Source organism: Caulobacter sp. S45 (genome assembly GCF_009765965.1).
Taxonomy (GTDB): domain Bacteria; phylum Pseudomonadota; class Alphaproteobacteria; order Caulobacterales; family Caulobacteraceae; genus CAHJWH01.
On record NZ_LMUL01000014.1, the window covers coordinates 2218233 to 2243401 of the forward strand.

Here is a 25169-nt window from a genome sequence, read left to right on the forward strand (position 1 = left end):
GCCGCCAGGTCTTCAGTGCGCCTTGCCCGTCCTGGGCGCCGCGCCGGCCCTGGTGGTCTGCGCCACGTGCACCGGCGCGCCCTTGGTGTTGGCTGTGGCGACCAGGCTGGCGCAGTCCGCGTCGTGCGCGAGGTTGAGGTTCACGAACGGCAGGATCACCAGTAGCGGATTGACCGCCGCCGCCAGCGCGGCCGCCACGCCGCCCTGGGCCAGCGCCCCACCAGGCGAGATGCCGAACTTGGGGCTGGAGAGGTGGCCGCCGATCAGGATCGGGGCGTTGATCTTGATCAGCCGGAACTTCTTGGGCTGGCCCTTGAAGGTGAGATCGACGCTCTCGTCGTTCAGGTTGATCGAGCCCGTTCCGTTGACCTGGACCACGCCGGTGTCGAGCACCACCTTTTGGGCCTGCATCACCCCGTTGCTGACCCGGAAGTCGGCGATGGCGCAGCGCACGTCGGTCTGGTGCTGATCCTTGGCCAGCAGCATGAACAGCCCTTTGGTGGCGTCGATCCCCATCAGTTCGGCCAGGGCCTGACGCACCACGCCCTTGGGCATCACCAGGGTCATCTCACCGTTGGAGGTCGATGCCGCCTTGTGGATCGAATCGCCGGTCGCGGTCGCCCGCACCCGCGCATCCAGAACGCCCTCCAGAGGGGCCGAGCCGTTTTTCTTGGTGATGAAGTTCTCCAGCGACACGCCGTTGAGGCGCAGGTCGATGGCGTCCTTCTGCACCGCGCCCCGCGCGTCGATCCTGGCGGTCCCGCTCAGGCGACCCTGGGGGAAGCTCACGTCGATGGGATCGAGCTCCAGCAGGCCATGATCGAGCTTGGCGCCCACCGACACCTGCCGCAGGGGCAGATTCGGCGAGGCGCGCACCGTCAGCGCGCGGTAACGCACGTCGGCGTCCATGCCGCGAATCCGCTGCACGTCCAGCGGCGCATCGGGAAGCAGCCGGCGGGCCGCGACCTGGGCCTGGGGCGCAGCGCTCAGCTTCGGCGCCGTCGGCGCGTTGGCGCCGGAGGCCCCGAACAGGGCGCCCAGGTCCTTGAAGTCCAGCATCCGCGAATGCAGGTCGGCGGTCATGTCGGGTCGGCCGTGATCGGAGGTGTCGACCTTGAGGGCGCCTTCGAGGTCGCTGTCGCCGACCCGGCCGGCGATCCTGTCGACGTTGTAGATCAGGTTGTCCCTGCTGACCCGGGCGGCGATGGAATAGGCCGGGGTGTTCGGCAGAGTCAGGCCGGTAAGGTAGTAGAGATCGGCCAGGTTGCGCCCGCTGATCGATACCGCGCCCTCGACTTGGCCGAGGTTGAACGGATGGGTCACCCGGCCCTTGGCTGTCACTCGGATGTCGCCGGCGCTCACCCGGGCGTCGAACGGGTAGGGCGTATTGGGCCGCACGTTCAGCAGCGGGCCGCCCGAGGCGTTGAGGTGGAAGGGCTTGTTGTTGAGCGTCCCCTGGCCGGTGAGGCTGAAGCCTTCTCCGCCCGCGGCGCTGGCCTTCTCGTGCGCATTGACCGTGCCGGTCAGCTTGAGCCGCCGCTGCAGGCTGATGATCGACAGCTTGCCGTCGTTGATGATGAAGTTCTGGATCGCCGGCAGCTTGGCCGGCTTGCCGGGGGCCGCGCCGTCGCTGAAGTCCCAGTTGGCGCGACCCGTCTGGTCCTGGAACATCGCCACGCGGGGCCGGTCCACCTGCACGCGGGGCAGCACGACATGGCCGGTGAACAGCGGCATGAGCGACGCCACCACCGTGATGCTGTCGATGTCGGCCAGGTCGGTCTTGGGCGCCCAGTCCGGTTCGCCGATCTTCAGCCCACCGAGGGTGGCCGACGGCGTCCAGCTGAACAGATTCACCCGTAGGTGACCGTCGATGCGCACCGGCCGATGCAGCTTGCCCGACAGCATCCGCGCCAGCGGCGGCCGGAACCAGTCCCAGTTGAACAGGGCCAGGAAGATGGCGATCGCCACCAGCAACAGGACGATCCCGCCCGCCACCCAGCGCAATACGGGGCGCCTGTGCGGGCCGGGAGGGCGCTTCGGCGCGGCGGGATCGGTGTCGCTCCGGGGTGCGGAGACGGCGGTGGACGTCATCACGGGGACCTCGTTCAAGCTGGTTGAACGCGTGAAGCCGCCGAAATCGTTCCCGTCCGATCAGCAGCGACAGCCTTCGCTGGGTGTGAGCGGGGTCAGGGTCGGGTGTGAAACGCTGAGGTGACGCCCAGCGGGGCGTGGCCAGTCAGGGCCAGGACCAGGCATCCACCTCGCGCACGACCATCTTCTGTTCCGTCAAGCTGGCCGAGGGCTGACCTGGCCACGCGCCGCCAATGTTCAGGTCGAGCAACAGGTACATGGGAACCGTGTAGTCCCCAGGCGTCGGCGTCTGGCCGACAAGCTTGCGGTCCACATAGTAGGCGATCGTATTTGCCGTCCAAAGCACGCCGTAGGTGTGGAACCCGAGCGTGCAAGACACCGGCGACGACACCGTGTTCGATGTCGCCACCCCAAGGGCGTCGCTATGGACCGTCCAGTAGGCGATCCCGGCGCCGACGATTTCGGGCGCATCGATTTCCCCGTGGAGAGGCCACACACCGGTTTCCGGCAGCAGCCAGAAGGCCGGCCACGTGCCGGGGACGCACGTCGGCATCTGGGCGTTGATCTCGAAATAGCCGTATAGCTGGCTGAAGCTGAACTTGGTGTTGAGGAGTTGGGACCGCCACGTCCGGCCGAACGGCTGAGCCTGTCGGGTCGCCGCGATCACCAGCCCGGCGGTCTCCACATAGGCGGGTGGAGAGCCAAGCCCGTCGCCCGAGCTTCCGAACCATGTATTCGTCGAATCGGAACAGCAGTCGGCCGTGGGCGGCGTCTGCGGGGCTTGCAGGATCGTGCGCCATGTGTGCAGCGGCTGGACGGCGGCGGTTGCATCCGGCCCGGCGTCCAGTGTTTTGAAGGTGTCCTGAAACGTCTGAGGGCCGAGGGTGGTGGGGTCGATGGTCGCCGGCGCCTGGGCTGACGCGGCCGACGCGTAGAGGGCGCCCGCCAGGGCGACGAAGCTGAACTTCATACAGCCGACATCCTCTTCGTCTTGAAGTCTTCCAACTGGGTGGTCAGGTGCGCACGCCACAATCCGTCGGGGCGGCGTCCGAGTCGCTCATATCGCCCGCGTGGCGCAAAACGCCGTTCGAGCCGCTTGCGGCAGCGTATTGTTGATGGCGATGCATACATAAGTCAACGCTCAGTCGAGTCATTGTTGCAACCAAACGGCGAATAACCACCGCACTATGCCATGAATCAAGATATATTGCTGCATAAATCCGTATTGAGTGGTCAAAAATTCCAATTTATTCTCTCATTTATGTCAATTCTGACAAATCTAAACCTATCGCCTCGCTCTGGAAGCTCGTCTGTATCTAGATCGTTCTCGAAGCGGTCGGAGGGCGTTCATGAGGTGGTCTGGCGACCCCTACCAGTCGGAGGCGCCTGACACATCCGTCAGGCCCGCATAGACTGGCGGCATGGTCGACACCCTCACCGCCAATATTGTTTTCGATTCGGGGATCGGGCGCGTCGGGCCGGAACGGATCGGCGTGCTGGACGCCATCGACCAGACCGGGTCCATCACCGGCGCGGGGAAGCTGCTGGGGTTGAGCTATCGCGGCTGCTGGGATGCGGTTCAGGCGCTGAACAACCTGTTCGGCGAGCAACTGGTGGCGACCAGCCCCGGCGGCCAGGCCACGCGCGGCGCGGTGCTGACCGACGCCGGCCGCCGACTGCTGTCGGACTATCGCGAGCTGCAGCAGGAGATGGCCGAGGTGGTGGAGCGGCTGCGCGCCCGCCTGGGTCCGCGCGCCAACAAGGTCTCGACCCTGCCGCTGGTCTCGGTGCGTTCGACTGCGCGCAACGTCTGGCGGGCTGTGATCTCCACCCTGATCGAGGGGCCGATCATCGCCGAGGTGGGGCTGGCCCTGGCCCCGGGCGTGGATTTGATCGCCACCGTGCCGGTGCGCAGCCTGGCCGACCTCGCCCTTGCGCCGGGGTCCTCGGTGCTGGCCCTGGTCAATCCGAACGGGATCGTCCTGGCCAAGTCCGACATCGGCCGCACCTCGGCCCGCAACCAACTGACCGGGGTGGTGATCCGGCGCGAGGACACCGTCGCCGGCAGCGAGATCACCCTCGATCTCGGCGGCGGCAAGACCCTGTTCGCCACCATGGGCGCGATCAGCGCCGCCGAACTGGACTTCAAGGAGGGCGAGCGGGCCTGCGCCCTGGTCAAGGCCACCGAAGTCACCCTGTTCGCGACCTGAGCGTGTCAGGCGGACGTTGCGATTGACGAGCAGTGGAAATTCAACAACCGTTTTGGGGGGCGCTGTGTATCCGTGGTCGGGGGATCGGTTGAAACTAAGGTTCTTTAGTCTGTGCACTTTGCTAGTCTTCGGGAGCGTGTGGCCGGCTGCCGCTCGGGCCCCAGCTAGCACGCTGCTGAAGGAGCAGGACGAAATCCTCTTTTGCAGTGTTAGCGACACGCTCATGGCCAATAATTGTAGCCCGTCGCCCGGCCTGCCAGCTTCCGCCCCAACCAAACGTACGGACGCGTTTATACAAGCCGAGAGCAACGCTCCCGACTATCTGGTGGGCGCGACGCCCGGTGAACATGTCTTGGTCATGATCCGTAGGTCCCTGGCGTCGCCACTCGACGACGCCAATCCTGGCCGTGCTGTCGTATCTGCGTCGATCGCTTCAGCGCCTATCGTCGATCCGGTTTGGGCGGTGATGCCAAGACAGGATGACATCGACGGCTATTTCCCCGACCGGCCTGCTCGGACTGCTATCTCGGGAAGCGCAACAGCGCGATGCACTGTCGGTCCAAAGGGGGACCTCCTCGGCTGTTGGATAGCTAATGAAAACCCGTCGGAGATGGGCTTTGGCTACGCGGCCTTGAAACTGTCGACCTCTATTCAGATGAAGTCGGAAACAAAGGATGGAGTGCAGACCGTAGGTCGCCCCTACGCGTTTCATGCCGCTTTCGATGTCAACATGAAGGCTCGAACGGCCAAGATCACGCTCTCAAGCGGACAGTAGGGGCGCCTGCGGACGGATCGGCCATTTCAGAATTTTGATAGGCCATCGCTGAAGTGACTGGCCACGTCCGCTTTGGGTCGAAACCCGCCATAACCACCCGGCCCGAAGCGGACCCAGCCTGGACCATCATGGTACACGCCTAGCCTTCGGACGGCGCTCCGCTCGGCGAGCGCCCCGGGACCGCATCGCCATCCTGGCCCAGCGTCGCGACCCGCAAGTTCGGCGTCGAGGGCTCACGGGCGAAGCGGATGGGCGTGTTCAGGTGCGGCGCGCCGTCCTCATCGGTCAGGATTATTCCGCGACTTTCCGTATGCGGATGAGCCAATGCTTCGGCGTAGGTCAGCACCGGGCCGACCGCGCCGGCCAGGGGCGCGAGGTGCTCCATCCAGTTGTCCAGGGTGTCGCTGGCGATAGTCGCCGTCAGGGCCGCGCGCAGCGCCGCCTGGTCCCGCCCAGGCGGCTTGTCGGCGATCTCGACCAGCTCGGCCATGCCCAGCAGCTTCAGTAGAGCCACGATCGTGCGTGGCTCCCGCGCGCCCAGGCATAGCCAACCGCCATCCAGGGTGCGGTAGGTCTCGGTCAGCGCCAGCCCGATCTCCGGCCGGAAGGCGCGCGGATCCTCGCGGGCGGCCAGGGCGGCGGCGGTCATCCCGCCGCGTACGGCAAGCGCCGCGTCGTGCATGGAGATGTCGATGTGCTCGCCGCCGTTCCCCGCCCGCGCCGACAACAGCCCCATCAGGATGGCCGACATGGCGAATAGCGCCGCCGCGACCCCGGCCAGCGACACCGAGGGGGGCGTCGGCCGTCCCTCGGCGTCGTAGGCGAAGGCGCCGGCCAGCCCCTGCACCACCGTGTCATGGGCGGCGAGGTCCTTCAGCGCGCCGGTCTGTCCGAAGGCGGACAGCGAGCAGTAGACCAGGTCCGGGTTGCGCGCCCGCGCCGCCGCGTAGCCGACGCCCAGCCGCTCGGCGACGCCGGGACGGAAGGACTCGACCACCACGTCGGCCTCGGCGATCAGGTCTAGCGCGGCTTCCTGATCGGCCGGGGCCTTCAGGTCGAGCACCACGCTCAACTTGCCCCGGTTCAGCACCTGGAAGCTGTCGCCCGTCGCCTGGCCCGGCCGGCTGCGCGGACCATGGCGGGTGGGATCGCCGCCCGGAGGCTCGATCTTGATCACCCGTGCGCCATGGTCGGCCAGCATGGCCGTGGTCATCGGCCCGGCCATGAACTGGGAGAAGTCCACGACCGTGACCCCGGACAGCTTCATGTCGAACTCAGCGTCCGGTGAAGTTTGGGGCGCGCTTCTCGATGAAGGCCTTCACCCCCTCGGTGGAGTCGGTGGAGCCGACCAGCGAGGACTGGGCCAACCGTTCCAGCATGCGGCCGGAATCGGTGTCGATGTTCTGGCAGGTGTTGGTGATGTGCTTGCCGATGCCGATGGCCAGCGGCGCGCCCTTCATCAGCAGCTTGGCGTAGGCCAACACCTCTTCCATCAGCTTGTCGGCGGCGGCCACGCGGCGGACGAAACGCATCTCGCGGATTTCGTGGGCGTCGACGGTGCGGCCGGTCATGACCATGTCCTTGACGTTCTCGATGCCGACCATCGGGATCATGCGCGAGCAGGCGCCCGACGCCGGGATCACCCCGATGAAGATCTCCGGCAGCAGGAAGGTCGCGGCGTCGGAAGCGAAGCGGAAGTCGCAGCTCGCCGCCAGCTCGATGCCGCCGCCGGCGCAGATGCCGTTGATGGCCGCGATCACCGGCTTCTCGATCGCCTCGAAGTCGTCGAGCATCTCGTGGTTGGCGCGGACATAGGCGCGGTAGTGGGGCAGGGGCATGCCGCGCTCGCCGCGCAGCTCCTCCACGTCGCGCCCGGCGCAGAAGCCGCGACCCTTGCCGGTGATCACGATCACCCGCACCCGCTCGTCGTAGTTCATCCGCCACATCGCCGCGCGGATCTCGCCGATCATCTCGGTGTTGAAGGCGTTCAGCTTATGCGGGCGGTTCAGGGTGATCAGGGCCACGCCGTCGGCGGGCATGGTGATCTCGAGCGTCTGGAACTCTTCGGGCTCGACCAGATAGCCGCGCGGGCCGGCTTTGGTGTCGGGGGTCCACTTCATGTTCGATTCCTGTCGTTTTCTTGAGGGCGGAGGTTTTGACGGAGTGGTCAGGCGGTGGCGGTGGCGAAACGCTGGCGCAGCTCACGCTTGAGGATCTTGCCGGCGGCGTTCATCGGGAAGTCGTCGACGAACTTCACCGCTTTCGGCGCCTTGTATCCGGCCAGTTTCAGGCGGGCGAAGGCGATCAGGTCGGTCTCGGAGACGCTCTCGCCCGGCTTGGCGATCACCGCCGCGGTGACCAGTTCGCCCCAGTCGTCGTTCGGCACGCCGAACACGGCGGCGGCCTTCACCGCCGGATGGTCCATCAGCACACCCTCGACCTCGGCGGAGGAGATGTTCATGCCGCCACTGAGCACCATGTCCTTCACCCGGTCGACCACGTGCAGCAGGCCCTCGGCGTCGAAATAGCCGACGTCGCCGGAATGGACCCATTCGCCGCGCAGGGTCGTGGCGGTCTCGTCGGGACGGTTCAGGTAGCCGGAGAAGTTGCTGGGCGAGCGCACGGTGATCTCGCCGGCCTCGCCCCGGATCGCGGGCGAGCCGTCTTGCAGACTGCGGATCACCACCTCGGCGTAGAGGGCCGGGCGGCCGACGGTGGAAAGCCGCGCCAACCCCGCTTCGTCGTCCAGGGTGCGGGGATGGTCCTCGGGCTTGAGGTAGGAGACCAGTCCGCCCATCTCGCCGCCGCCGAAGCCCTGGTAGAACGACCAGGGCAGCAGGCCGAGTGCGCGCCGGATCACCGCCGGGGGCATGGGCGAGCCGGTGTAGCCGAACAGCTTCAGCGAAGAGACGTCGTAGTCGCCGGCCTCGAACGCCTCGCACATCCGGCCGAGCATGGTCGGCACGCCGCAGGCATGGCCGACCCGATAGCGGCCGATGGCCTCCAGCGCGTCGGCCGGGCGGAAGGACTCGGGGATCACGTTGGCCACGCCGTGATAGGCGGCGGCGAACGCCATCCAGATGCCGGCCCCGGAGAACAGCGGCAGCAGCTGTAGGAAGGGCGCAGCCGGCACGTCCAGCTCGCGATAGAAGTTGGCGATGCTGGCCAGGATCTGGCTGTGGGTGCTGAGGCAGCCCTTGGGCGCGGCGGTGGTGCCGCTGGTGTAGCGGATGGTGCGCAGGTCGTCGGGGCTGACCGCGCCGGCGTCATAGGTCCCGCCCGTCAGTTTCAGCGCATCGGCGTCGTGCCAGTCGCGGGCCAGGCCCTCGATACCGCCGCGCACGACGACCGGGACGCCGGCCGAGGCCATCACGTCGCCCAGGCTGTCGACGAAGGCCCGGTCCACCAGGATGGCGTGGGGACGGCTGTCTTCCAGGATGGCGCGGACTTCGGAGACCGTCAGGCCGTAATTGACGGGAACGCCGAGGAAGCCGGCCTTGGCGCTGGCGAACAGGGCTTCGACCGCGCCGGCCCCGTTGCGCACCACCGTGGCCACCCGGTCGCCGCGCTTCAGGCCCAGCCCCGAAAGCCCGGCGGCCAGGCGATGGGCGGCGTCGTCCAGCTCGGCCCAGGTCAGTGAGGCCCCGCCGGGCTCGATCACGGCCAGTTCGTCAGGACGCGACGCGGCGTTGTGCGCCAACAAGTCACCAACACGCAAACGGCTCACTCAACGACCCTCCCTGGATCTGTCGACGCGGAAAGCAGCCCGCGCGCTCGTCCGGTCTTCTGCCGGCTTGAAGGGCGGGGATCAGGCGCTCGGGGCGTCGATCGGCGGGGTTGGTATCACCATGCAGTTCGACTGCATAGATATTACATGCAGAAATTTTGCATATAGGCGGACGTTGAGTGGCCGCTGCCCATAGCGCCGCAGCCAAGCCAGTCTGGATTCGGCTGCGTGGCATTAGGTCGGCTGATGTCAAACAAAAGAATTTCCCGCTTGTGGTAATGTCGAGCGTCGCCCAACACTAGGGTCAGATGGCGCGCCGTCGATCACAAGACATCGCAATCGATCGACGTTCAAATGCTGACGCCATGACCAATTTGCTTACCGGGAGATGAATTCATGATCCTTACCGCAGCACTGATGCATGGTTTGGGTATCCACCTCGGCGCCTGGATGGCGCGCGATGGCGAAGCCTCCGACTATGTTTCGCCCGCTTTCTACAGCGCCCTGGCCAAGAAGGCCGAAGCCGGCAAACTTCATGCGCTGTTCCTGGCCGAGCAGATCACCAACCAGGAGAATGGCGTCGAGCGCCCCTGCGGCACCCTGGACGCAGTGACCGTGCTGTCGTTCATGGCCGCGCAGACCTCGAAGATCGGGCTGATCGGCACGGCGTCGACCACCTACAACGTGCCCTACGAGCTGGCCCGCAAGTTCGCCACCCTGGACCACCTGAGCGCCGGCCGCGCCGGCTGGAACTCGATCGCCACCCAGAACCCCCACACCATCGAGCAGTTCGGCGGCGGCGAGCACCCCGACCACGAAGGCCGCTACGAGCGCGCCGACGAGTTCATCGACGTGGTGTTGAAGCTGTGGGAGAGCTGGGAAGAGGGCTCGCTGGTCGGCGACAAGGCCAACGCCGTCTTCGGCCTGGCCGACAAGGTCCATGAGATCAACCACATCGGCAAGAACTTCCAGGTCAAGGGTCCGTTGCCCTTCGCCCGCACGCCCCAGGGCCGCCCGGTGGTGTTCCAGGCCGGCGCCTCGCCGCGCGGTCGCGAACAAGCCGCCAAGTACGCCGACTGTGTGTTCACCGCCGCCCACCTGATGGAAGACGCCATCGACTTCCGCAACGACATGCGCACTCGCGCCCAGGCTGAGGGCCGTCACCCCGACAGCATCAAGATCCTGCCCGGCGTGTCGCTGATCCTGGGCGAGACCGAAGAGAAGGCCTGGGACCGCAAGAAGCAGCTCGAAGGCGTGCTGGGCGTCGGCCCGAACGTCGCCAAGCTGGCCCGCCGCCTGGGCATGCCGGTCGAGGCCATGGAGCTGGATAAGCCGCTCGACCTCAGCAAGATCATCCCCGAGTCGGAGTACAAGGGCTCGATCGGCTTCCGCCGCTCCATGCTCAACCTCGCCGCCAAGGAAAACCTGACGGTGCGCGAGCTGAGCCTGCGCTATGGCGGCGGCCACCAGGAGATGATCGGCAGCGCCGAACAGGTCGCCGACATGATGGAGACCTGGATGAAGGCCGGCGCCGCCGACGGCTTCACCATGATGATCGACATGCTGCCGTCCGGCCTGGAAGCGGCCGTGGACATGCTGGTGCCGGAACTGCAGCGCCGGGGCCTGTTCCACACCGACTACGAGCACGAGATGTTGAAGGACAACCTCGGCCTCGCCCCGCGCGACGCCAAGGTCACGGCCGAGGCCGCCTGAGGCCAACGCCGGTTAGCGACGGGACCCCTCCGACCTCCCCCGGAGGCGGCTCCCGTCGCGCCAACGCCTATCGTCGGCGTCGCGTCCGGAGCGCAACGGCTCGGACGCCCGCCCCACCCGTCTCGAACGAGAAGGTCCAAGGGCAATGAACAAGCCTTTTTCCATCGACCAGAACGCCACCCTCGAAGACCCTACCAGCGTGCCGGTGGTCCTGGGCATCGGCGGCACCCTGCGGCCGGGCTCGTCCTCAGAAGTGGCGCTGCGCCACGCGCTTAAGGCCGCCGCCGCCCAGGGCGCGGTCACCGAGATCATCACCGCCACCGAGCTGAACTTCCCGGCCTACGACCCGGAGACTGCGGACTCGGTGGAGGCCGCCCAGCGCCTGATCGAGGCCGCACGCCGCGCCGACTGCGTGATCATCGCCACGCCCGGCTACCATGGCGGCATGTCCGGCATGCTGAAGAACGCCATCGACTACCTCCAGGGCCTGGCCGCCGATCCGCAGCCCTATCTGCACCACAAGGCGGTCGGCTGCATCGTCTCCGCCGCCGGTTGGCAGGCGGGCGTCACCACCCTGGCCTCGCTGCGGGCGACCGTGCATTCGCTGCGCGGCTGGCCGACCCCGCTTGGCGTGGTGATCAATTCCACCACCAAGCCCTTTGGCGCGGCCGGGGAAGTGCTGGACGCCAAGGTCGGCGAACAGCTGGCCATGCTGGGGTCGGAAGTCACCACTTTCGCCAAGGCGCGGGTCAAGCACTTCGCCTGATCTGACAGAACCGCCAAGTTGAGCCTATAAGTCGCCATGCTCGACTCCAGACGGCTGGAAATCTATTGCGCCGTCGCGGAGGAGGGCTCCTTCACCGCGGCGGCCGCCCGGCTGAACCTGACCCAGTCCGCCGTCTCCCAGCAGATCGCCATCCTGGAGCGCGACGTCGGCTTGGCGTTGATGGAGCGGGTGCCGCGCGGGGTGAAGCTGACCCCGGCGGGACAGTTCCTGGCCAAGCGGGCGCAGGGTCTGCTGCGCGAGATGTCGGGCCTGGAGCAGGAGCTGCACCGCCTGGCCGACCCGCCCAAGGCGGTGACGCTGGGCGTGTTCGCCACCGCCGGCGCCCATCTGGTGCCGATGCTGGTCTCGCGATACCGCCAGCGCTATCCCGAGACCCAGCTGGTGCTGCACGCCTCCCAGCCCGAGGACCTGCCGGCCAAGCTGCTGGCCGGAGAGATCGACGTCGGGATCACCTGGGACTACGACTTCCTGATGCGGCCGGTGGGCGACCTGCATCGTCAGCACCTGCTGGCCGATCCCATGGTCCTACTGCTGCCGGCCGATCATCCGTTGGCGGACGAACAAGGGTCGTTGCGGCTGACCGAACTCTCCGAAGAGCCCTGGATCGTGCGCACCCACCGCTCGACCCGCTACGAGGACGCCTTCGAGGTGATGTGCCGGATCGCCGGCTTCGAGCCGCGCATCGTCTTCCGTACCGAGGACTACCAGTCGGTCCAGGGCATGGTGGCGGCCAAGGTGGGGGTGGCTGTGGCTCCGCGCTTGTCGATGCGCGCCCAGCGACCCGACATCGTCGTCCGCCCGATCCACAGCCCGGCTTTCGCCCGCCGCATCGACGCCATCGCGCTGCCCGGCTACCGCAGCAACCCGCTCGCCGAGCAGCTGCTGGTGCTGCTCGGCGAGCTGCGGGAAGACGCTGCGCCCTGACGGCTCGAGCGAGCGGTCAATTCCGTTTCCGCTCATCCCGGCGAATGCCGGGACCCAGATCGAAGGTCGCGGCCTTGGGATCGCTTGAGCGCCCTTATCTCCCAGTACTAAGCCCTATGATCTGGGTCCCGGCATTCGCCGGGATGAGCGGTAGTTGGGAACGGGCTAACCCCGCTTCACGTCGGCAATGTAGGCGTCGATGGCTGTGGCGAGGACGGTGAGCGGCACGCCGCCGGTCTTGACCACCGCGTCGTCGAAGCCGCCCAGGTCGAAGCGCGGTCCTAGCGCGGTCCTGGCCTTCTCGCGCAGGCGCAGGATCTCGTTGTGGCCGGTCTTGTAGCCGCAGGCCTGGCCCGGCGCGACGCAGTAGCGGTCGGTCTCGCTGGTCATGGCGTCGGCGCCCTTGCCGGTCTGTTCGCTGAGGAAGGCCACCGTCTGCTCGCGCGACCAGCCCATGGAATGCAGCCCGGTGTCGGCGACCAGCCGGCAGGCGCGGAACTGCTGGGCCTGGAGATAGCCGATCTGGCCGAACGGGTCCTCGGCATACAGGCCGTGCTCGTCCACCAGTTGCTCGGAATAGAGCGCCCAGCCCTCGACGAAGGCGTTGAAGCCCATCAGCGAGGTGATCAGCGGGATCTCGGCATGGTGCTCGGCCAGGTAGGCGCCCTGCCAGGTGTGGCCGGGAATGCCCTCGTGGGCGGTCAGGGTCGGCAGCTGGTACTTGGGCCAGAGCGAGGTGGACTTCAGGTTGACGTAATAGATCGCCGGCCGCGACCCATCCAGCGCCGCGAAGTTCATATAGCCCAGCGCCGCCCCGTCCTGGATGTCGGGCGGCACGCGCTTGACCATGACGTCGGCCTTCAGTCCCAGGTGCGAGACCTGGGGCAGGATCGGGCGGATGCGGGCGATGCAGTCGTTCAGATAGGCGATCAGCTGGGCGCGGCCGGCGTCGGTGTTCGGATACAGGAAGCGCGGGTCTTTGTTCAGCGCCTGCACCCGCTCGCCCACCGTGCCCTGGGTCAGGCCCTGCTTCTTCAGCAGGCCGTCGATACGATCCTGGATGGCGCGGTTCTGTTCCAGGCCGATCTTGTGGACCTCGGCCGGAGACTGGGTGGTGGTGGTGCCGAGCCGTAGCGCCCAGGCGTAGAAGGCGTCGCCATGGGGCAGGCGCTGAAGGCCGGCGGTGTGGGACGCGTGGGCGGTGGCGGCGGAGAAGGCGGCGATCTGGCGATCCAGCGCCGGATAGACCTCGGACTCCACCAGCTTGGTGCAGCGCGCGGTCCAGTCGCCGGCGATCCCGGCCTTCTGGGCGCGTGAGGCCAGCGAGGTCACCAGACGCTGCTGGCCGGCAGGCGTGGCGCGGAAGCCTTGGAGCTGGCCCAGCGTGGTCGCGGCGATGAAGTCCGGCGGCACCACGCCCCGTCCGGCGTCGGCGCGGATGTGGGCGGTCTCTTCGTTGAGCTGGCGCGCGAACGCCGACACCCGCGCCAGATAGGCCTCGGCGTCGGCGGCGTCACGGACCTGGTGCTGGGAATCCAGGAACTCGGGCACGCTGGTCACAGCCCCGTTCTGCTGGCTGATCACATAGGGCGCCGCGCCGCCGCTAAACCCGGCTCCGGCCCCGCCGCCATAGCTGAAGCCAGCGCCCTCGATTCCACGGTCGGCGGCGTAGAGCACGGTGTCGTAGCGGATGCGGTCGGCCTCCGACAGCGACGCCCGGTCCACGGCCGACAGGCGGCGACGCATGCTGCGCACCTGCGCCGCCCACTCCGCATCGCCGGTCGGCGACAGGTCCGACAGCTGCGATTTCAGCGCGGCGTAACGACCCTTGTCGATGCCGAGCGAGGTGGCCTGCTCGGGCGACATGCGCACGATCTCGTCGGCGAAGGCGTCCAGGGTGGTGCGGAAAGCGTTATCTTGGCCGCTCGGGGCCGCCCGCGCCATCGGCGCGGCGGCGACCGCCGCCAGCGCCGCCCCCGCCTGCAGAATCCGGCGACGGTCGAACGCGGGCGATAGGGTCACAGACACAACTCCTCGGTATGAGCCGAACAGCTTATGCGCGAGCGCGGGCCTTGGCCAAGCCTTGTGGCGTCAACCCGCGCCTTTTGTCGATCCGTCCTCGATCAGAAGTCGAAGTCGAGGTTGGCCATGAAGGTGCGCGGGGCGCCGAGATAGGCGGTGTTGGCGCCGGGGCTGCCGACGATGTTGCCGTCCGCGATCGACGAATAATAGTGGGTGTCGGTCGCGTTGATCACCTCGAACCGCGCGGTGATGTGGTGGCCGTCGTAGTTGAACGGGTAGCGCACGCCCGGGTCGATGGTGACGTAGGATGGGGCGAAGGAGTTGTTGGTGTCGGTCGCCGCGCGCCGGCCCTCGTAGTTGACCGTGAAGGTGAAGGCCGCGCCGCCGGCGAAGGCGGGGTGGTAGTCGAACACCAGGTCGGTCTTCACCTCGGGCACGCCGACGATCAGCTTGCCGGCGGTGGTGGCGTTGTTGGAGTTCAGCAGCCGCGCGTCGATATAGGTCGCGCCGCCGAACAGGCTGAGATCGGGTGTGAGCTCGCCCTGGACGAAGGCCTCCACGCCATTGTTGCGCTGCTCGCCCACCACTTCGAAGATGTTGGAGGGGGCGACATTGGTGGCGAAGGGCCGGGTCATGTGGAAGGCGTCCAGCGTCAGCAGCACCTTGCTGGACAGGGCGTACTTGGCGCCGACCTCGTAGATTTCGTCCTGGTAGGGGGTGAGGAATTCGTTGGCGTTGGGCGAACCGGCCGGGGCCTGGTCGCCCTGCTCGATGCTTTGGGCCCAGGTGGCGTGCAGGCTGAGTTTGGGGATCGGCTTGTAGATCAGGCTGATGGTCGGGCTGGCCACGCCGTCGCGCTTGTCGTCGCTGGTGACCGCGCCGGTGGCGGCGAAGCTGATCGAGTGGATGAAGGAGGTGTTGACCACCGCCTGCAACGCCAACTGGTCGGTGAGGTGCAGGGTGTCGCCCAGGATGATCGACTGCTCGAACACATGGCTGGATTCGTACAGGCCGCCGTTGGCCGGCGTCGGCTTGGGCGTCAGCACCTGCGGGTCGGCCAGGTTCTGGGCGGGCGTGAGGTTCACCGCGATCGAGGTCTTGTGCGAATACTGGCCGTTGACGAAGCCGTTGGTGCCGATCGAGATGTCGTTCATCATGCCTAGCACCTGGACATGGCCGTTCAGATAGCCGCTGAAGCTGCCGATGGTGAACTGCGGCACGGCGGTGAAGTTCTTGGTGACGGTGTAGTCGCCGGTGTTGTCGGTCAGGGTGTTGGTGATGCCGGTCAGGCCGCGCAGGGCGTTCTGGTACAGGCCGCCGACCTCCAGGCTCCAGTTGTCGTTGAAGCTGTGCTTGATCTTGCCGAGCGCGGTTTCGGTGCGCAGGTTGGTGCCCGCGTCGGGCTGGCCGTAGCCCACGCGGGTGGGGTCGGGGGCTGCGGGCAGGATGCTGTTGCCCTTGCCGCCGGCCGCGGTGCTGGCGCCGTCGTAGACGAAGCTGCCGGGCAGGCCGTTCGCCTCGGTGGTGTAGTGGCTATAGTCCAGCTCGAGCACGGTCTTGGAGTCGATGTGGTAGTCCATGTCGAGGCTGACCAGGGTGCGATTGGTGCTGCTGCCCTCGACATAGCTTTCGCCCTCGCCGTGGACGACGTTCAGGCGCACGCCGAGCCTGTCGTCCGGCCCGAAGCGGCCGCCGACGTCGGCCTGCTCGGTGAAGATGCCGTTGGACTGGAAGCCTTCGGAGTAGCGCAGCAGCGGCGTGTCGGTCGGCCGCTTGAGGATATAGTCGAACACCCCGGCTGGGGATTCCGGGCCGTACAGGGCCCCGCCCGGCCCGTTCAGCACCTCGATGCCGGCGAGGTTCTCGGCCGGGATGGCGGTGGTGCCGATGATGTTGAGCCCGTCCAGGCGGGTGTTCTGCACGATGCTGCCCATGAAGCCGCGCGACTGCGGACGTGACACCTCAAGGCCCTGCTGATCGCGGATCTCCACCGACGGCAGGAAGCGCAGGGTGTCGTTGACCGTGCGGGTCTGCAGATTGACGATCAGGTCCTCGGGAACAACCGTCACCGCCTGGGGCGTGTCCAACAGATTCTGCTCGCCCAGCGGGCCGAGGGTGGCGACCGGCTTGTCGTACTGCGGCGGCGTGCCATAGGCTTGGTCGGTTCCGTGGGCGGTCACCGTGACGCCCCGCAGCTGGGTCGGCGGTGCGCTGGCGGGCGAGGAGTCCGTCTGCGCGAAAGCCGGCGCGCCCATGAGGGACACCAGCGCGGTCGCGCCGAGCAGTATGAGTTTCATGGAATTCGCCCCGATCGTTCCGGTCGCCAGCCACACGGACCCGATCTCGCCAGGCGGCGTCGACCTTCCGTATACGGAGGCGTTTCGAGCGTTATGCACTCAAAACAAATAGCGGCAAGATCGTGGATCGATCTAGGCGACCACGGTGGTCGGACTGCGGTCTATGGGCAACAGTTGGTCGGACGGTAAGACAGTTCGAATCACAGGGTGCGGTCTCGGCTGGGCGAGGTTTCGCCCAGTGTCGCTGGCCGACTGCTGAGGTCGTGGAAACCCGCGTATCCTTCGGACAGCCGACGGAATGAAGCCTTAGGCGGCGATCAGGCGCGAGGCGACGAGATCGCGCCGCACGCTGTCACGCTTGGCGGCCCATTCCTCCGAGAGAATGGCCAGCAGCACCACGTCGCGGAACTCGCCGTTCTTGAACGCGTGGCGGCGCAGATAACCCTCGCGGCGGAAACCCGCCGTCGCTTGGGCCTTCAGCGCGGTCTCGTGGCCGGCGGGCACCTCCGACCAGACCTTGTGCAGGTCGAATTCCGAGAAGGCGCGGTCCAGGCCGAGCGCCTGGGCCGCCCGTCCGGCGCCGCGACCGCGCGCCTCCGCCTCGCCGATGAACCAGCCCCACTGCGCTCGCCGCTGGGTGCGCGAGATGCCGTACAGGTGCAGGAAACCGCAGGGCGCGCCGTTCAGGGTGATCATCCAGCCGCGCCGCTTCGGGTCGGCGCGGTGTTCATCGAACCATTTCTGGTGTTCGTCGAACTGGCCGGGCGGCAGTTCGTACATCCAGCGGTCCACCTCCGGCTCGCGCCGCCAGCGGAACAGGTCGTGGACGTCTTCGTCCCGAAAGTCGCGGAGTTCGATCATGACCGCACCTCTCGCCGTAAATGGCGACAAAGCCTTAACGATGGCGCGTCAAGCTATGCTTAACGCCGTTTTCCGTCAGGTCCCGCGTGACGCCTTCCCAGACCACAACCGATCCCAAGTCGCCGCCAGGCTTCGCCATCGCCGGCCGCCCCGTGGGCCCCGGCTGTCCGCCGTTCATTATCGCGGAACTCTCGGGCAATCATAACGGCGATATAGACCGGGCGTTTCGCCTGATCGACGCCGCCGCACAGGCGGGCGCCGATGCGGTGAAGCTGCAGACCTATACCCCCGACACCATCACCCTGGACCATGACGGCCCTGGCTTTCGCCTGGAATCCGGCCTGTGGGAAGGGCGTACGCTCTATGATCTCTATACCGAGGCCCATACGCCCTATGCCTGGCATGGGCCCCTGTTCGCCCATGCCCGCGCGCGGGGCTTGATCGTCTTCTCCTCGGTGTTCGACGAGACGGCGGTCGAGCTGCTCGAAGGCCTGGACGCGCCGGCCTACAAGATCGCCTCGTTCGAAGCGATCGACCTGCCCCTGATCGCCCGCACGGCCAGGGCCGGCAAGCCGCTGATCGTCTCCACCGGCATGACCACGCCCGCCGAGATCGCCGCCGCCATCGCCACCGCCCGCGCCCACGGGACCGGCGATGTGGCGCTGCTCCACTGCGTCAGCGCCTATCCGGCCCGGTTCTCCGACGCTAACCTGCGCATGATCCCGCGCCTCGCCGCCGACTACGGCTGCGTGGCGGGGCTGTCAGATCACACCCCAGGGACGGCGGCCTCGGTGGCGGCGGTGACGCTGGGCGCGGCGGTGATCGAAAAGCACGTGACTCTGGCCCGCGCCGACGGCGGTCCCGACTCCAGCTTCTCGCTGGAGCCCGACGAGCTCACGCGCCTGACCTCGGACTGCCGGCACGCCTGGGAGGCCCTGGGCGAGGCGGCCTATGCGCGGGGTCCGGAAGAGGGGGTCAACCGCACCTTCCGGCGTTCGCTTTATATCGTGCGCGACGTGGCTCTGGGCACGCGCCTGACCGCCGCCGACGTGCGCTCGATCCGGCCCGGGTTCGGGCTGGAGCCCGAGCGGCTGGCCGAGGTGCTGGGTCGCTCCGCCATGCGCCCTTTGAAGCGCGGCGAGCCCCTGGCCTGGGACATGATCGGCGACGCCTGAGTCCGACGACCGCTCGGCAGGATTTGACGCCTGCGCCGGTTCGGGCGGCAGAAACCGCCGCCCCGCCCGGGCGAAGCTTAACGCGAACCGCGTCAAACCCTTACAGGACTGGAATTTAAGGTTAACCCAGACTGGCGCGGCGGTTGCTCCGTGATCTGCGATGAGCCTCGCCGCCGACATCGCGCTCCAGCGCCATTCCGCCACCTCCGCGTCCGGGTTCCGGTCGGCCGCCGCGTCGTCGTCGTCGTCGTCCGGGTCGGCGGCGGACGATTTCCACGCCCTGGTCCAGGACCAGGAACGGGGTGAGACGGCTCCGCCCAAAACCCAGGCGCAGGCGGTCGCCGACAGCGTCGGACGATCCGACTCGACTCACGTGCAGGGCGGCGATCGCTCGCGCAAGGATCAGGCCTCGACTGCCGTTACGGCCGCCGCCGCGACGACGCCCACGCCGACGCCCGTTCTTCCCCCGACACCCCTCGCGTCTTCGGCGGCGGCCCCGGCTGCATCCGCATCCGTCACCTCCGCGGTCGTCGCGGCTTCGGGTTTCACCTTGGCGCAGGATGGAACCGGAGCGAAAACGGCGACAGCGACAGCGACAGCGACAGCGACAGCGACAGCGACAGCGACAGCGACAGCGTCGCCGTCCACGTCGCCTGAAACCGCCTCCGCCGATGCGACGCCGTCCAACGCCGCGTCGCCCCAAAACGTGTCGCCTCAAAACGCGCCGCCCCAAAACGCGTCGGACGAGGCGGCGGCTCTGACGGCGACGCAGGTCGTCACGGACGCGACCGCTTCCGCCAATCCGGCTCCAGCCACACCGCTTGCGACCACGTCGAACGCGCAAGCCGCCTCCACGCCGCCGAATCCCGCGCCCACGCCCTCGCCGTCGTCCAACGCGGCGGTTCTGCTGCAGGCCGCAGGCGGCGGCGTCACGCCAGCCAGCCTATCCGCTCGGGCGCAGGACGGTTCGCAGTCCGGGTCCGATACCGCCGGCGCGTCGGCCGCTGCCGGGGCCGCCGTCGGGCCAGCGACCAGCGGTTGGACTGTGGCCCAGGCGGCCCAGGCCTCAGCCGCGCGCTCCGCCGCCAGCCCCAAGGCCGCGCCATCCGCCTCCTCATGGTCGGCTTCCGGCGCCGCCAAGGGCGACCCCGCTGGTTCCGGCTCGTCTGCGGACCCGGCCGATCCAGCCGTGGTCGCGGCGGCGCATAATCCGAACGGATCCGGCCATGACGCCGCCTCGGACGACGGGTCGGACGCCGACGCGGGCGACGACAGCCCACAGGCGTTCTCCGCTTCGGCTTCGAGCGGCGCCGACGACCTGCAAGGTCTGGGGTTCGCGCTGCTTGGAACGGCGCCGGTCCTGGATGCGGGGTCTGCGGGGTCGTCCGTCCCATCCAGCGCCACCGCCGCCGATCTCGGCGGCCAGATCGCGACCCAGGTTTCGGCGGGTGGCAGCCAATTCCAGCTCCAGCTCAATCCGGGAGGCCTCGGTCAGGTCACGGTGACCGTGCAGATCGGCGCCAACCGCCAGCTCACCGCTTCGCTGGCCTTCGAGCATCAGGATGCGGCGAGCGCGCTCAGCGCGCATTCCGACGAACTGCAGAAGAGCCTCGAGCAGGCGGGCTTCTCGGTGGCGGCCGGCGGCTTCAGCTTCACCGTCCACCACACGCCCACGGCGCAGGCGTCGGCGACATCCTCGGGCGGCGCCTCGGCCACGCCGAACAGCGGCGGCTTCACGGCGGGGGGCGGCGGCCAGAGCTTCGGCGATTCCTCCGCATCGAACCGTCAGGCCGCGGTCCCCCTACGCCTGGCGCAGGGCGCTTTCGTCTCCAGCGATGATCTCCAGACCTCCGCGCCTTCCGGCGCGTGGGGCCGCACCGGCGCCGATTCGCGTCTCGATATTCGGATCTGAGGAGACCTCGATGTCCAGCGTCTCAAACTTTGTCAGCAACCAAAGCGCGCCGCAAACCCAGGTTGGAAGCACCGGCGGCTCTGGCACCGGCAACGCCGCCGACCTGGCCTCGGGCGTCAGCAATCTCGACACGTCGTACCAGACGTTCCTCACCCTGCTGACCACCCAGCTTCAGAACCAGGACCCGTCCGCACCGATGGACCCCAACACCTTCACCACCGAACTGGTGCAGATGACCGGGGTGCAGCAACAACTGCTGTCCAACCAGCTCTTGCAGCAGCTCGTGACGGCGTCTCCGTCCAGCGGGGTGTCCAGCGCGGTGAACCTGATCGGCAAGGACGTCACCGCCACCAGCTCGGTCACCAACCTGACCAACGGCCAAGCGAGCTGGAGCTACAACCTGCCCTCCACCGCGGCTACAGCCACGGTCACGGTGAGCAACTCCGCCGGCAATGTCGTCTTCACCGGGACTGCGCCGAGTTTCGCTTCCGGGAACAGCACGTTCAACTGGAACGGCCAGAACAGCAGCGGCGTCCAGCAGCCCGACGGCGCCTACACGCTGAGTATCGCGGCGGCCGACGGCTCGGGCGGGACCATCACCCCGACCATCTCGGTCTCGGGCGTCGCCAGCTCCATCCAGAGCGCCGCCGGCACGACCATGGTCACCATCGGCGCCACCGCCGTCCCGGTCTCCTCCATCACCAACGTGACCAACGCGAGCGGATCATGATCCGGCGCGCCCAAACCCCGCTCCTCGGAGCGTCTCCAGCAAGGACCGAACCATGAGCATCAACAGCGCTTTGCTCGCCGGTGTGTCCGGCCTCGTCGCCAACTCCTCCGCCCTGGCCTCGATCGCCAACAACATCGCGAACGCCAACACCGTCGGCTACAAGACGGTGGACACCAACTTCTCCGATATCGTCAACAATTCCGGCGTTGTCGGCGACGCCGACGCCGGCGGCGTGTTGGCGACCAGCCAGCAGCTGGTGACCCAGCAGGGGACGGCCGAACAGACCACCTCCAACACCGACCTCAGCATCGTCGGCCAGGGCTTCTTCGTCACCACCGCCACTTCCGACCCGACCATCAGCGACGCGCGCAACTTCACCCGCGCTGGTTCCTTCACCGTGGACGCCAACGGTGATCTGGAAAACGCGGCGGGCCAGTTCCTGCAGGGCTGGCCGGTGAACCCGGACGGCAGCGTCACGGTTGATCCGTCCAACCTGGCTTCGCTGCAGACCATCAATGTCGGCAACGAGGGCGGCATCGCCGCGCCCACGACCCAGGTGAACCTGAACGCCAACCTGGACGCCTCCCAGCCCATTTCCGCCGCCGCCGCCGCCGCCGCCCAGACTCCGCCGGGCGCCGGGGCCTACAACGCCGCCACCAACAACATGGCGTCCTATGACCCTACGACGGGAACAGGGGTGAAGCCGGACTTCACCATGCAGATCCCCATCTCCGACAGCCAGGGCGGCCAGCACACGCTGCAGCTCGACGTGCTGAAGACCTCCTCCAACACATGGTCTGCCGAACTGGTGGCTGTGCCGGCGAGCGACGTGCAGGACGGGACGGGCCTGAATAACGGTCAGATTTCGACGGGCACCATCAGCTTCAACGCCGACGGCAGCATCAACATGGCCAACTCGTCGGTGTTCGGGGGCACGACCTCGCCCACGATCAACATCGGCGCTTCCGCCACCCCGCCGGCGGCTGGACAGGTGTCGTGGGCCACGAGCCTCGGCATCGGAGCGCAGAAAGTAAATCTCGACGTGGATACGGCCCCTGGCGGTATCAGCCAGTTCGCCAGCGCCTCGATCACCCAGTCGGTGGAGACCAACGGCACCCAGTTCGGAAACCTTACCGGCGTCACCATCGACGACTCCGGTTTCGTCACCGCCACCTACGACAACGGCGTCACCCGCAACATCGCCCAGGTGGCGGTCGCCACCTTCCCCAACCCCGATGGGCTGACGGCGGTGTCGGGCGATTCCTATCAAGTCTCGACCGCCAGCGGGAACTTCAACCTGAAGGAACCGGGCACCGGCGGCGCGGGCAGCCTCGATCCGAGCACCCTGGAAGCCTCGACCGTCGACCTTAGCCAACAGTTCGCGGGGCTGATCACGACCCAGCAGGCCTACTCCGCGTCAGCAAAGATCCTGACTACTGCAGATCAAATGCTACAGGCTCTGATAAACATACAACAGTGATTGGCCGCGTTAACGAATAGGCTCGCACACACCCTGCATTAACTAATGTGTGCCAGAAAGAGACACCAAAATTATGCTCTTGTTTACTACCGCCATTAAGCGCGCGTTATGCCACATGGGCTATGGTCCTTGTTGTAAGTGAGCAAGAGGGCGCAAGTGATGCTGCAAGCGCAGAAGCTGGACAAGCAGGGCGAGCGTTACGTTATCGGCCCGACTGGCACGCGTCTGACGCTGGAGGATCTTCCGCCGGCCAATACGCAACGCTGGGTCATCCGCCGTAAGGCGGAGGTGGTGGCCGCCGTCCGAGGTGGACTGCTATCGTTGGAGCAGGCGTGCGAACGCTACACGCTGACCAGCGAAGAGTTCGTCACCTGGCAGGAGGCGATAGACCGTCATGGTCTGGCCGGCCTGCGAACTACCCGGATTCAGCAGTACCGCTGAACCGGTTCAGGATGAATCACGGCCGGCCCCGGCGACGGGGCCGGCCGTTTCCGTTCATCATGTCGGGTGAATGCGCCGGGGCGCGATCCGGGTGTTTAAACCCAGGCCCGAGCTTCGTTCAGGTCAGGGCTTCGAACTCGTCGACCAGACGCTCCAGCCGTGCGCAACCCTCGGCCCAGAAGGACTTCTGGCGGGGGTCCATCTTGAACGGCGCCAGGGCCTCGACATAGGTCTTGGTCCCACCAGCGGCGAGCAGCCCCTCATAAAGCGGTGCGAAGCCTTCCGGGTCGGCGCGGCGCCGCTCCATCAGCGCCGAGACCAGCAGGTCCCCGAAGGCGTAGGCGTAGACGTAGAACGGCGCGTGCACGAAGTGGCTGACATAGGTCCAGTAGTGCTCGTAGCCCGCGTTCAGCCGGACGGCCGGTCCCAGGCTTTCGCCCATCACCTCCAGCCATAGGGCGCCGATCTGCTCGACCGACAACTCGCCCTGCACGCGTTCGGCGTGGAAGCGGGTCTCGAAGCGGTGGAAGGCGATCTGGCGGAACACGGTGTTCAGTCCATCCTCGATCCGCCCGGCCAGCAGGACGCGCCGCTCCTCGCCGGTCGCTTCGGCTAGCAGCCGCTCGAACACCAGGCCCTCGCCGAAGATCGACGCGGTCTCGGCCATGGTCAGCGGGGTGTCGGACAGCAGCGTGCCCAGCGGCGCGGCCAGGGTCTGATGCACCGCATGGCCGAGTTCGTGGGCCAGGGTCAGCACGTCGCGCCGCTCGCCCATGAAGTTCATGAGCACGTAGGGGTGCTTGTCGGACGACACGGGATGCGAATAGGCCCCCGACGCCTTGCCGGGACGCGGCCGGGCGTCGATCCAGGGATTATCGAAGAACCGTTGCGCCCGTTCGGCGAAGGCGGGGGTGAGGGCGCGGAAGGCGTCCAGCACCACGGTGCGCGCCTCCACCCAGGCGTAGCGGCGCTGCGGACCTTCGCCGAGCGGCGCATTGCGGTCCCAGTAGTCCAGCACGTCCTTGCCCAGGGCCTTGGCCTTCAGTGCGTAGTAGCGGTGGGAGACGCGCGGATAGGCATCCACCACCGCCGCCTCCAGGGCGTCCACGGCGTCGGCGTCGACCTCGTTGGCGATGTGGCGGGGTTGGGCGGGGAAGGTGAACTTGCGCCAGCGGTCCTCGACCTGCTTTTCGAACGCCAGGGTGTTGAGGCACAGCCCCTGCACCGGCGCGGTCGCCTCCAGCGCCGTGGCCAAGCCCTCGGCCGCCAACTTGCGCTGGGCCGGCGAGGGATCGGACAGCCGGTTCAGCGCCTCGGCCAGGGTCAGGCCCTCGCCGGCGACCGTCACCGTCAGCCGGGCCAGGGTCTCGTCGTATAGCCGACTCCAGTTGGCGACCGCCGGGCCGCGGTCCACCAGCAGGCGCTCCAGGTCGGGGGTCAGCTCGTGCTCGCGCACCAGCCGCACCCGGCGAATCCAGGGCCGCCACTTGGCGGCGACGGGGTTGGCCTTCAGCGCGCCCTCGATCTCCCAGTCCTCGAGCTGGTTCAGCTCCAGGGTCAGGAACACGGTGTCGGCGGCGATGGCGGCCTGGCGCGCGCGCAGGTCGCCCTCGAACTTGGCCCAGGCGGGATCGTCGCGCGCGGTCGAGGCGGACAGGCTGGCGTAGGCGGCGGAGGCGGACAGCAGGTTGGTGAACCGCTCGGTCAGGGTCATGGCCTGATTGATCAGCAGGCCCAGCCGTTCGGCGTTGGCGCGGGCGGCCACGAAGGCGCCCTTCAGCTTCACCAACTCGTCGACGGCGACGCGCGCGGCCTTCAGATCGGTTTCGATCGCGGGGTCGCTCGGGTCTTTGTAAAGGTCTGTCAGGCTCCACTCGGGCGCGTCTGAGGACAGCGACACAGGGGCGGCGACATGTACGGTCATAGGCGCCGTATGAACCCGCGCGCTTCGGCGATCAACGCGGAAAGGCGCGGTCCTGTTGGCGATCGCGTGCACATGAGCCATTGCTGACACATGCCTTCCG

Annotated in this window: 20 protein-coding genes; 10 read left to right on the forward strand and 10 right to left on the reverse strand. The window is 67.5% G+C overall.

From position 1 onward, the window contains the following. Positions 1 to 12 precede the first annotated feature (12 nt). Both GSQ87_RS17380 and GSQ87_RS17385 read right to left on the reverse strand, forming a co-directional pair. Positions 13 to 2091 (reverse strand): AsmA family protein, encoded by a 2079-nt coding sequence (locus GSQ87_RS17380; protein WP_158916573.1) that lies wholly within the window; start codon positions 2089 to 2091, stop codon positions 13 to 15. 145 nt (positions 2092 to 2236) lie between these two features. Continuing rightward, positions 2237 to 3061: a family 16 glycosylhydrolase gene (locus GSQ87_RS17385; RefSeq protein ID WP_158916574.1), complete on the reverse strand. Its 825-nt coding sequence runs from the start codon at positions 3059 to 3061 to the stop codon at positions 2237 to 2239. A 451-nt stretch (positions 3062 to 3512) separates the two neighbouring features. On the opposite strand from GSQ87_RS17385, the gene GSQ87_RS17390 reads away from it, so the two are divergent. Further along, complete coding sequence (locus GSQ87_RS17390) at positions 3513 to 4301, forward strand: TOBE domain-containing protein (RefSeq protein WP_158916576.1); 789 nt, start codon at positions 3513 to 3515, stop codon at positions 4299 to 4301. A gap of 223 nt (positions 4302 to 4524) precedes the next feature. Then, on the forward strand, positions 4525 to 5076 hold the full coding sequence (locus tag GSQ87_RS17395; protein ID WP_158916578.1) for a hypothetical protein: 552 nt from the start codon (positions 4525 to 4527) through the stop codon (positions 5074 to 5076). Positions 5077 to 5215: 139 nt separating this feature from the next. On the opposite strand, the gene GSQ87_RS17400 is transcribed toward GSQ87_RS17395, so the two are convergent. From GSQ87_RS17400 to GSQ87_RS17410, 3 genes are read right to left on the reverse strand one after another with little or no spacing between them, the layout of a single operon-like run. After that, complete coding sequence (locus tag GSQ87_RS17400) at positions 5216 to 6343, reverse strand: CaiB/BaiF CoA-transferase family protein (RefSeq protein WP_158916580.1); 1128 nt, start codon at positions 6341 to 6343, stop codon at positions 5216 to 5218. A gap of 7 nt (positions 6344 to 6350) precedes the next feature. Beyond that, positions 6351 to 7196 (reverse strand): enoyl-CoA hydratase/isomerase family protein, encoded by an 846-nt coding sequence (locus tag GSQ87_RS17405; RefSeq protein WP_158916582.1) that lies wholly within the window; start codon positions 7194 to 7196, stop codon positions 6351 to 6353. A 47-nt stretch (positions 7197 to 7243) separates the two neighbouring features. Then, positions 7244 to 8803: a class I adenylate-forming enzyme family protein gene (locus tag GSQ87_RS17410; RefSeq protein ID WP_158916584.1), complete on the reverse strand. Its 1560-nt coding sequence runs from the start codon at positions 8801 to 8803 to the stop codon at positions 7244 to 7246. Positions 8804 to 9199: 396 nt separating this feature from the next. Between GSQ87_RS17410 and GSQ87_RS17415 the strand changes: the two genes are divergently transcribed. From GSQ87_RS17415 to GSQ87_RS17425, 3 genes are all read left to right on the forward strand, one after another. After that, positions 9200 to 10516, forward strand: a complete 1317-nt coding sequence (locus GSQ87_RS17415; protein WP_158916586.1) for an NtaA/DmoA family FMN-dependent monooxygenase — start codon at positions 9200 to 9202, stop codon at positions 10514 to 10516. Between the two features lie 145 nt (positions 10517 to 10661). Beyond that, complete coding sequence (locus GSQ87_RS17420) at positions 10662 to 11282, forward strand: NADPH-dependent FMN reductase (RefSeq protein WP_158916588.1); 621 nt, start codon at positions 10662 to 10664, stop codon at positions 11280 to 11282. A 36-nt stretch (positions 11283 to 11318) separates the two neighbouring features. Beyond that, positions 11319 to 12227 carry a LysR family transcriptional regulator gene (locus GSQ87_RS17425; protein WP_158916590.1) on the forward strand — a complete coding sequence of 303 codons (909 nt, stop codon included), beginning with the start codon at positions 11319 to 11321 and terminating at the stop codon, positions 12225 to 12227. 165 nt (positions 12228 to 12392) lie between these two features. On the opposite strand, the gene GSQ87_RS17430 is transcribed toward GSQ87_RS17425, so the two are convergent. The 3 genes from GSQ87_RS17430 to pseH all read right to left on the reverse strand — a co-directional run bounded on the left by GSQ87_RS17430 (position 12393) and on the right by pseH (position 17407). Beyond that, complete coding sequence (locus GSQ87_RS17430; RefSeq protein ID WP_254063063.1) at positions 12393 to 14249, reverse strand: DUF885 family protein; 1857 nt, start codon at positions 14247 to 14249, stop codon at positions 12393 to 12395. A 101-nt stretch (positions 14250 to 14350) separates the two neighbouring features. Next, the gene (locus GSQ87_RS17435) at positions 14351 to 16546 is read right to left on the reverse strand and encodes a TonB-dependent siderophore receptor (protein ID WP_158916592.1); all 2196 of its coding nucleotides are present in this window, start codon (positions 16544 to 16546) and stop codon (positions 14351 to 14353) included. 306 nt (positions 16547 to 16852) lie between these two features. Beyond that, positions 16853 to 17407, reverse strand: coding sequence for a UDP-4-amino-4,6-dideoxy-N-acetyl-beta-L-altrosamine N-acetyltransferase (gene pseH, locus GSQ87_RS17440; protein WP_158916594.1), 555 nt, complete (start codon positions 17405 to 17407; stop codon positions 16853 to 16855). A gap of 86 nt (positions 17408 to 17493) precedes the next feature. On the opposite strand from pseH, the gene pseI reads away from it, so the two are divergent. Continuing rightward, positions 17494 to 18582 (forward strand): pseudaminic acid synthase, encoded by a 1089-nt coding sequence (gene pseI, locus GSQ87_RS17445; RefSeq protein ID WP_158916596.1) that lies wholly within the window; start codon positions 17494 to 17496, stop codon positions 18580 to 18582. Between the two features lie 402 nt (positions 18583 to 18984). On the opposite strand, the gene GSQ87_RS17450 is transcribed toward pseI, so the two are convergent. After that, a complete protein-coding gene (locus tag GSQ87_RS17450) occupies positions 18985 to 19269 on the reverse strand; it encodes a hypothetical protein (RefSeq protein WP_158916598.1) in 285 nt (94 codons plus the stop codon). Between the two features lie 19 nt (positions 19270 to 19288). On the opposite strand from GSQ87_RS17450, the gene GSQ87_RS17455 reads away from it, so the two are divergent. The 4 genes from GSQ87_RS17455 (at position 19289) to GSQ87_RS17470 (ending at position 23145) form a co-directional block, all read left to right on the forward strand. Continuing rightward, the gene (locus GSQ87_RS17455) at positions 19289 to 20494 is read left to right on the forward strand and encodes a flagellar hook-length control protein FliK (RefSeq protein ID WP_158916600.1); all 1206 of its coding nucleotides are present in this window, start codon (positions 19289 to 19291) and stop codon (positions 20492 to 20494) included. Between the two features lie 10 nt (positions 20495 to 20504). After that, a complete protein-coding gene (locus tag GSQ87_RS17460; protein ID WP_158916602.1) occupies positions 20505 to 21224 on the forward strand; it encodes a flagellar hook assembly protein FlgD in 720 nt (239 codons plus the stop codon). Positions 21225 to 21276: 52 nt separating this feature from the next. Further along, a complete protein-coding gene (locus GSQ87_RS17465; protein ID WP_158916604.1) occupies positions 21277 to 22704 on the forward strand; it encodes a flagellar hook protein FlgE in 1428 nt (475 codons plus the stop codon). Between the two features lie 159 nt (positions 22705 to 22863). Then, positions 22864 to 23145 (forward strand): DUF1153 domain-containing protein, encoded by a 282-nt coding sequence (locus tag GSQ87_RS17470; RefSeq protein WP_158916605.1) that lies wholly within the window; start codon positions 22864 to 22866, stop codon positions 23143 to 23145. A 118-nt stretch (positions 23146 to 23263) separates the two neighbouring features. Here GSQ87_RS17470 and GSQ87_RS17475 read toward each other — a convergent pair whose 3' ends face one another. After that, positions 23264 to 25069, reverse strand: a complete 1806-nt coding sequence (locus GSQ87_RS17475; RefSeq protein ID WP_158916607.1) for a M3 family oligoendopeptidase — start codon at positions 25067 to 25069, stop codon at positions 23264 to 23266. Between the last annotated feature and the right edge of the window lie 100 nt (positions 25070 to 25169).

Excerpts from the sequence above, each read along its gene's own strand:
- GSQ87_RS17395 (WP_158916578.1), top strand. The coding sequence starts at position 4,525 with ATGGCCAATAATTGTAGCCCGTCGCCCGGCCTGCCAGCTTCCGCCCCA.
- GSQ87_RS17435 (WP_158916592.1), bottom strand. The coding sequence starts at position 16,546 with ATGAAACTCATACTGCTCGGCGCGACCGCGCTGGTGTCCCTCATGGGC.
- GSQ87_RS17425 (WP_158916590.1), top strand. The coding sequence starts at position 11,319 with ATGCTCGACTCCAGACGGCTGGAAATCTATTGCGCCGTCGCGGAGGAG.
- GSQ87_RS17385 (WP_158916574.1), bottom strand. The coding sequence starts at position 3,061 with ATGAAGTTCAGCTTCGTCGCCCTGGCGGGCGCCCTCTACGCGTCGGCC.
- GSQ87_RS17470 (WP_158916605.1), top strand. The coding sequence starts at position 22,864 with ATGCTGCAAGCGCAGAAGCTGGACAAGCAGGGCGAGCGTTACGTTATC.
- GSQ87_RS17465 (WP_158916604.1), top strand. The coding sequence starts at position 21,277 with ATGAGCATCAACAGCGCTTTGCTCGCCGGTGTGTCCGGCCTCGTCGCC.
- pseH (WP_158916594.1), bottom strand. The coding sequence starts at position 17,407 with ATGATCGAACTCCGCGACTTTCGGGACGAAGACGTCCACGACCTGTTC.
- GSQ87_RS17405 (WP_158916582.1), bottom strand. The coding sequence starts at position 7,196 with ATGAAGTGGACCCCCGACACCAAAGCCGGCCCGCGCGGCTATCTGGTC.
- GSQ87_RS17420 (WP_158916588.1), top strand. The coding sequence starts at position 10,662 with ATGAACAAGCCTTTTTCCATCGACCAGAACGCCACCCTCGAAGACCCT.
- GSQ87_RS17390 (WP_158916576.1), top strand. The coding sequence starts at position 3,513 with ATGGTCGACACCCTCACCGCCAATATTGTTTTCGATTCGGGGATCGGG.
- GSQ87_RS17400 (WP_158916580.1), bottom strand. The coding sequence starts at position 6,343 with ATGAAGCTGTCCGGGGTCACGGTCGTGGACTTCTCCCAGTTCATGGCC.
- GSQ87_RS17415 (WP_158916586.1), top strand. The coding sequence starts at position 9,200 with ATGATCCTTACCGCAGCACTGATGCATGGTTTGGGTATCCACCTCGGC.
- GSQ87_RS17475 (WP_158916607.1), bottom strand. The coding sequence starts at position 25,069 with ATGACCGTACATGTCGCCGCCCCTGTGTCGCTGTCCTCAGACGCGCCC.
- GSQ87_RS17460 (WP_158916602.1), top strand. The coding sequence starts at position 20,505 with ATGTCCAGCGTCTCAAACTTTGTCAGCAACCAAAGCGCGCCGCAAACC.
- GSQ87_RS17380 (WP_158916573.1), bottom strand. The coding sequence starts at position 2,091 with ATGACGTCCACCGCCGTCTCCGCACCCCGGAGCGACACCGATCCCGCC.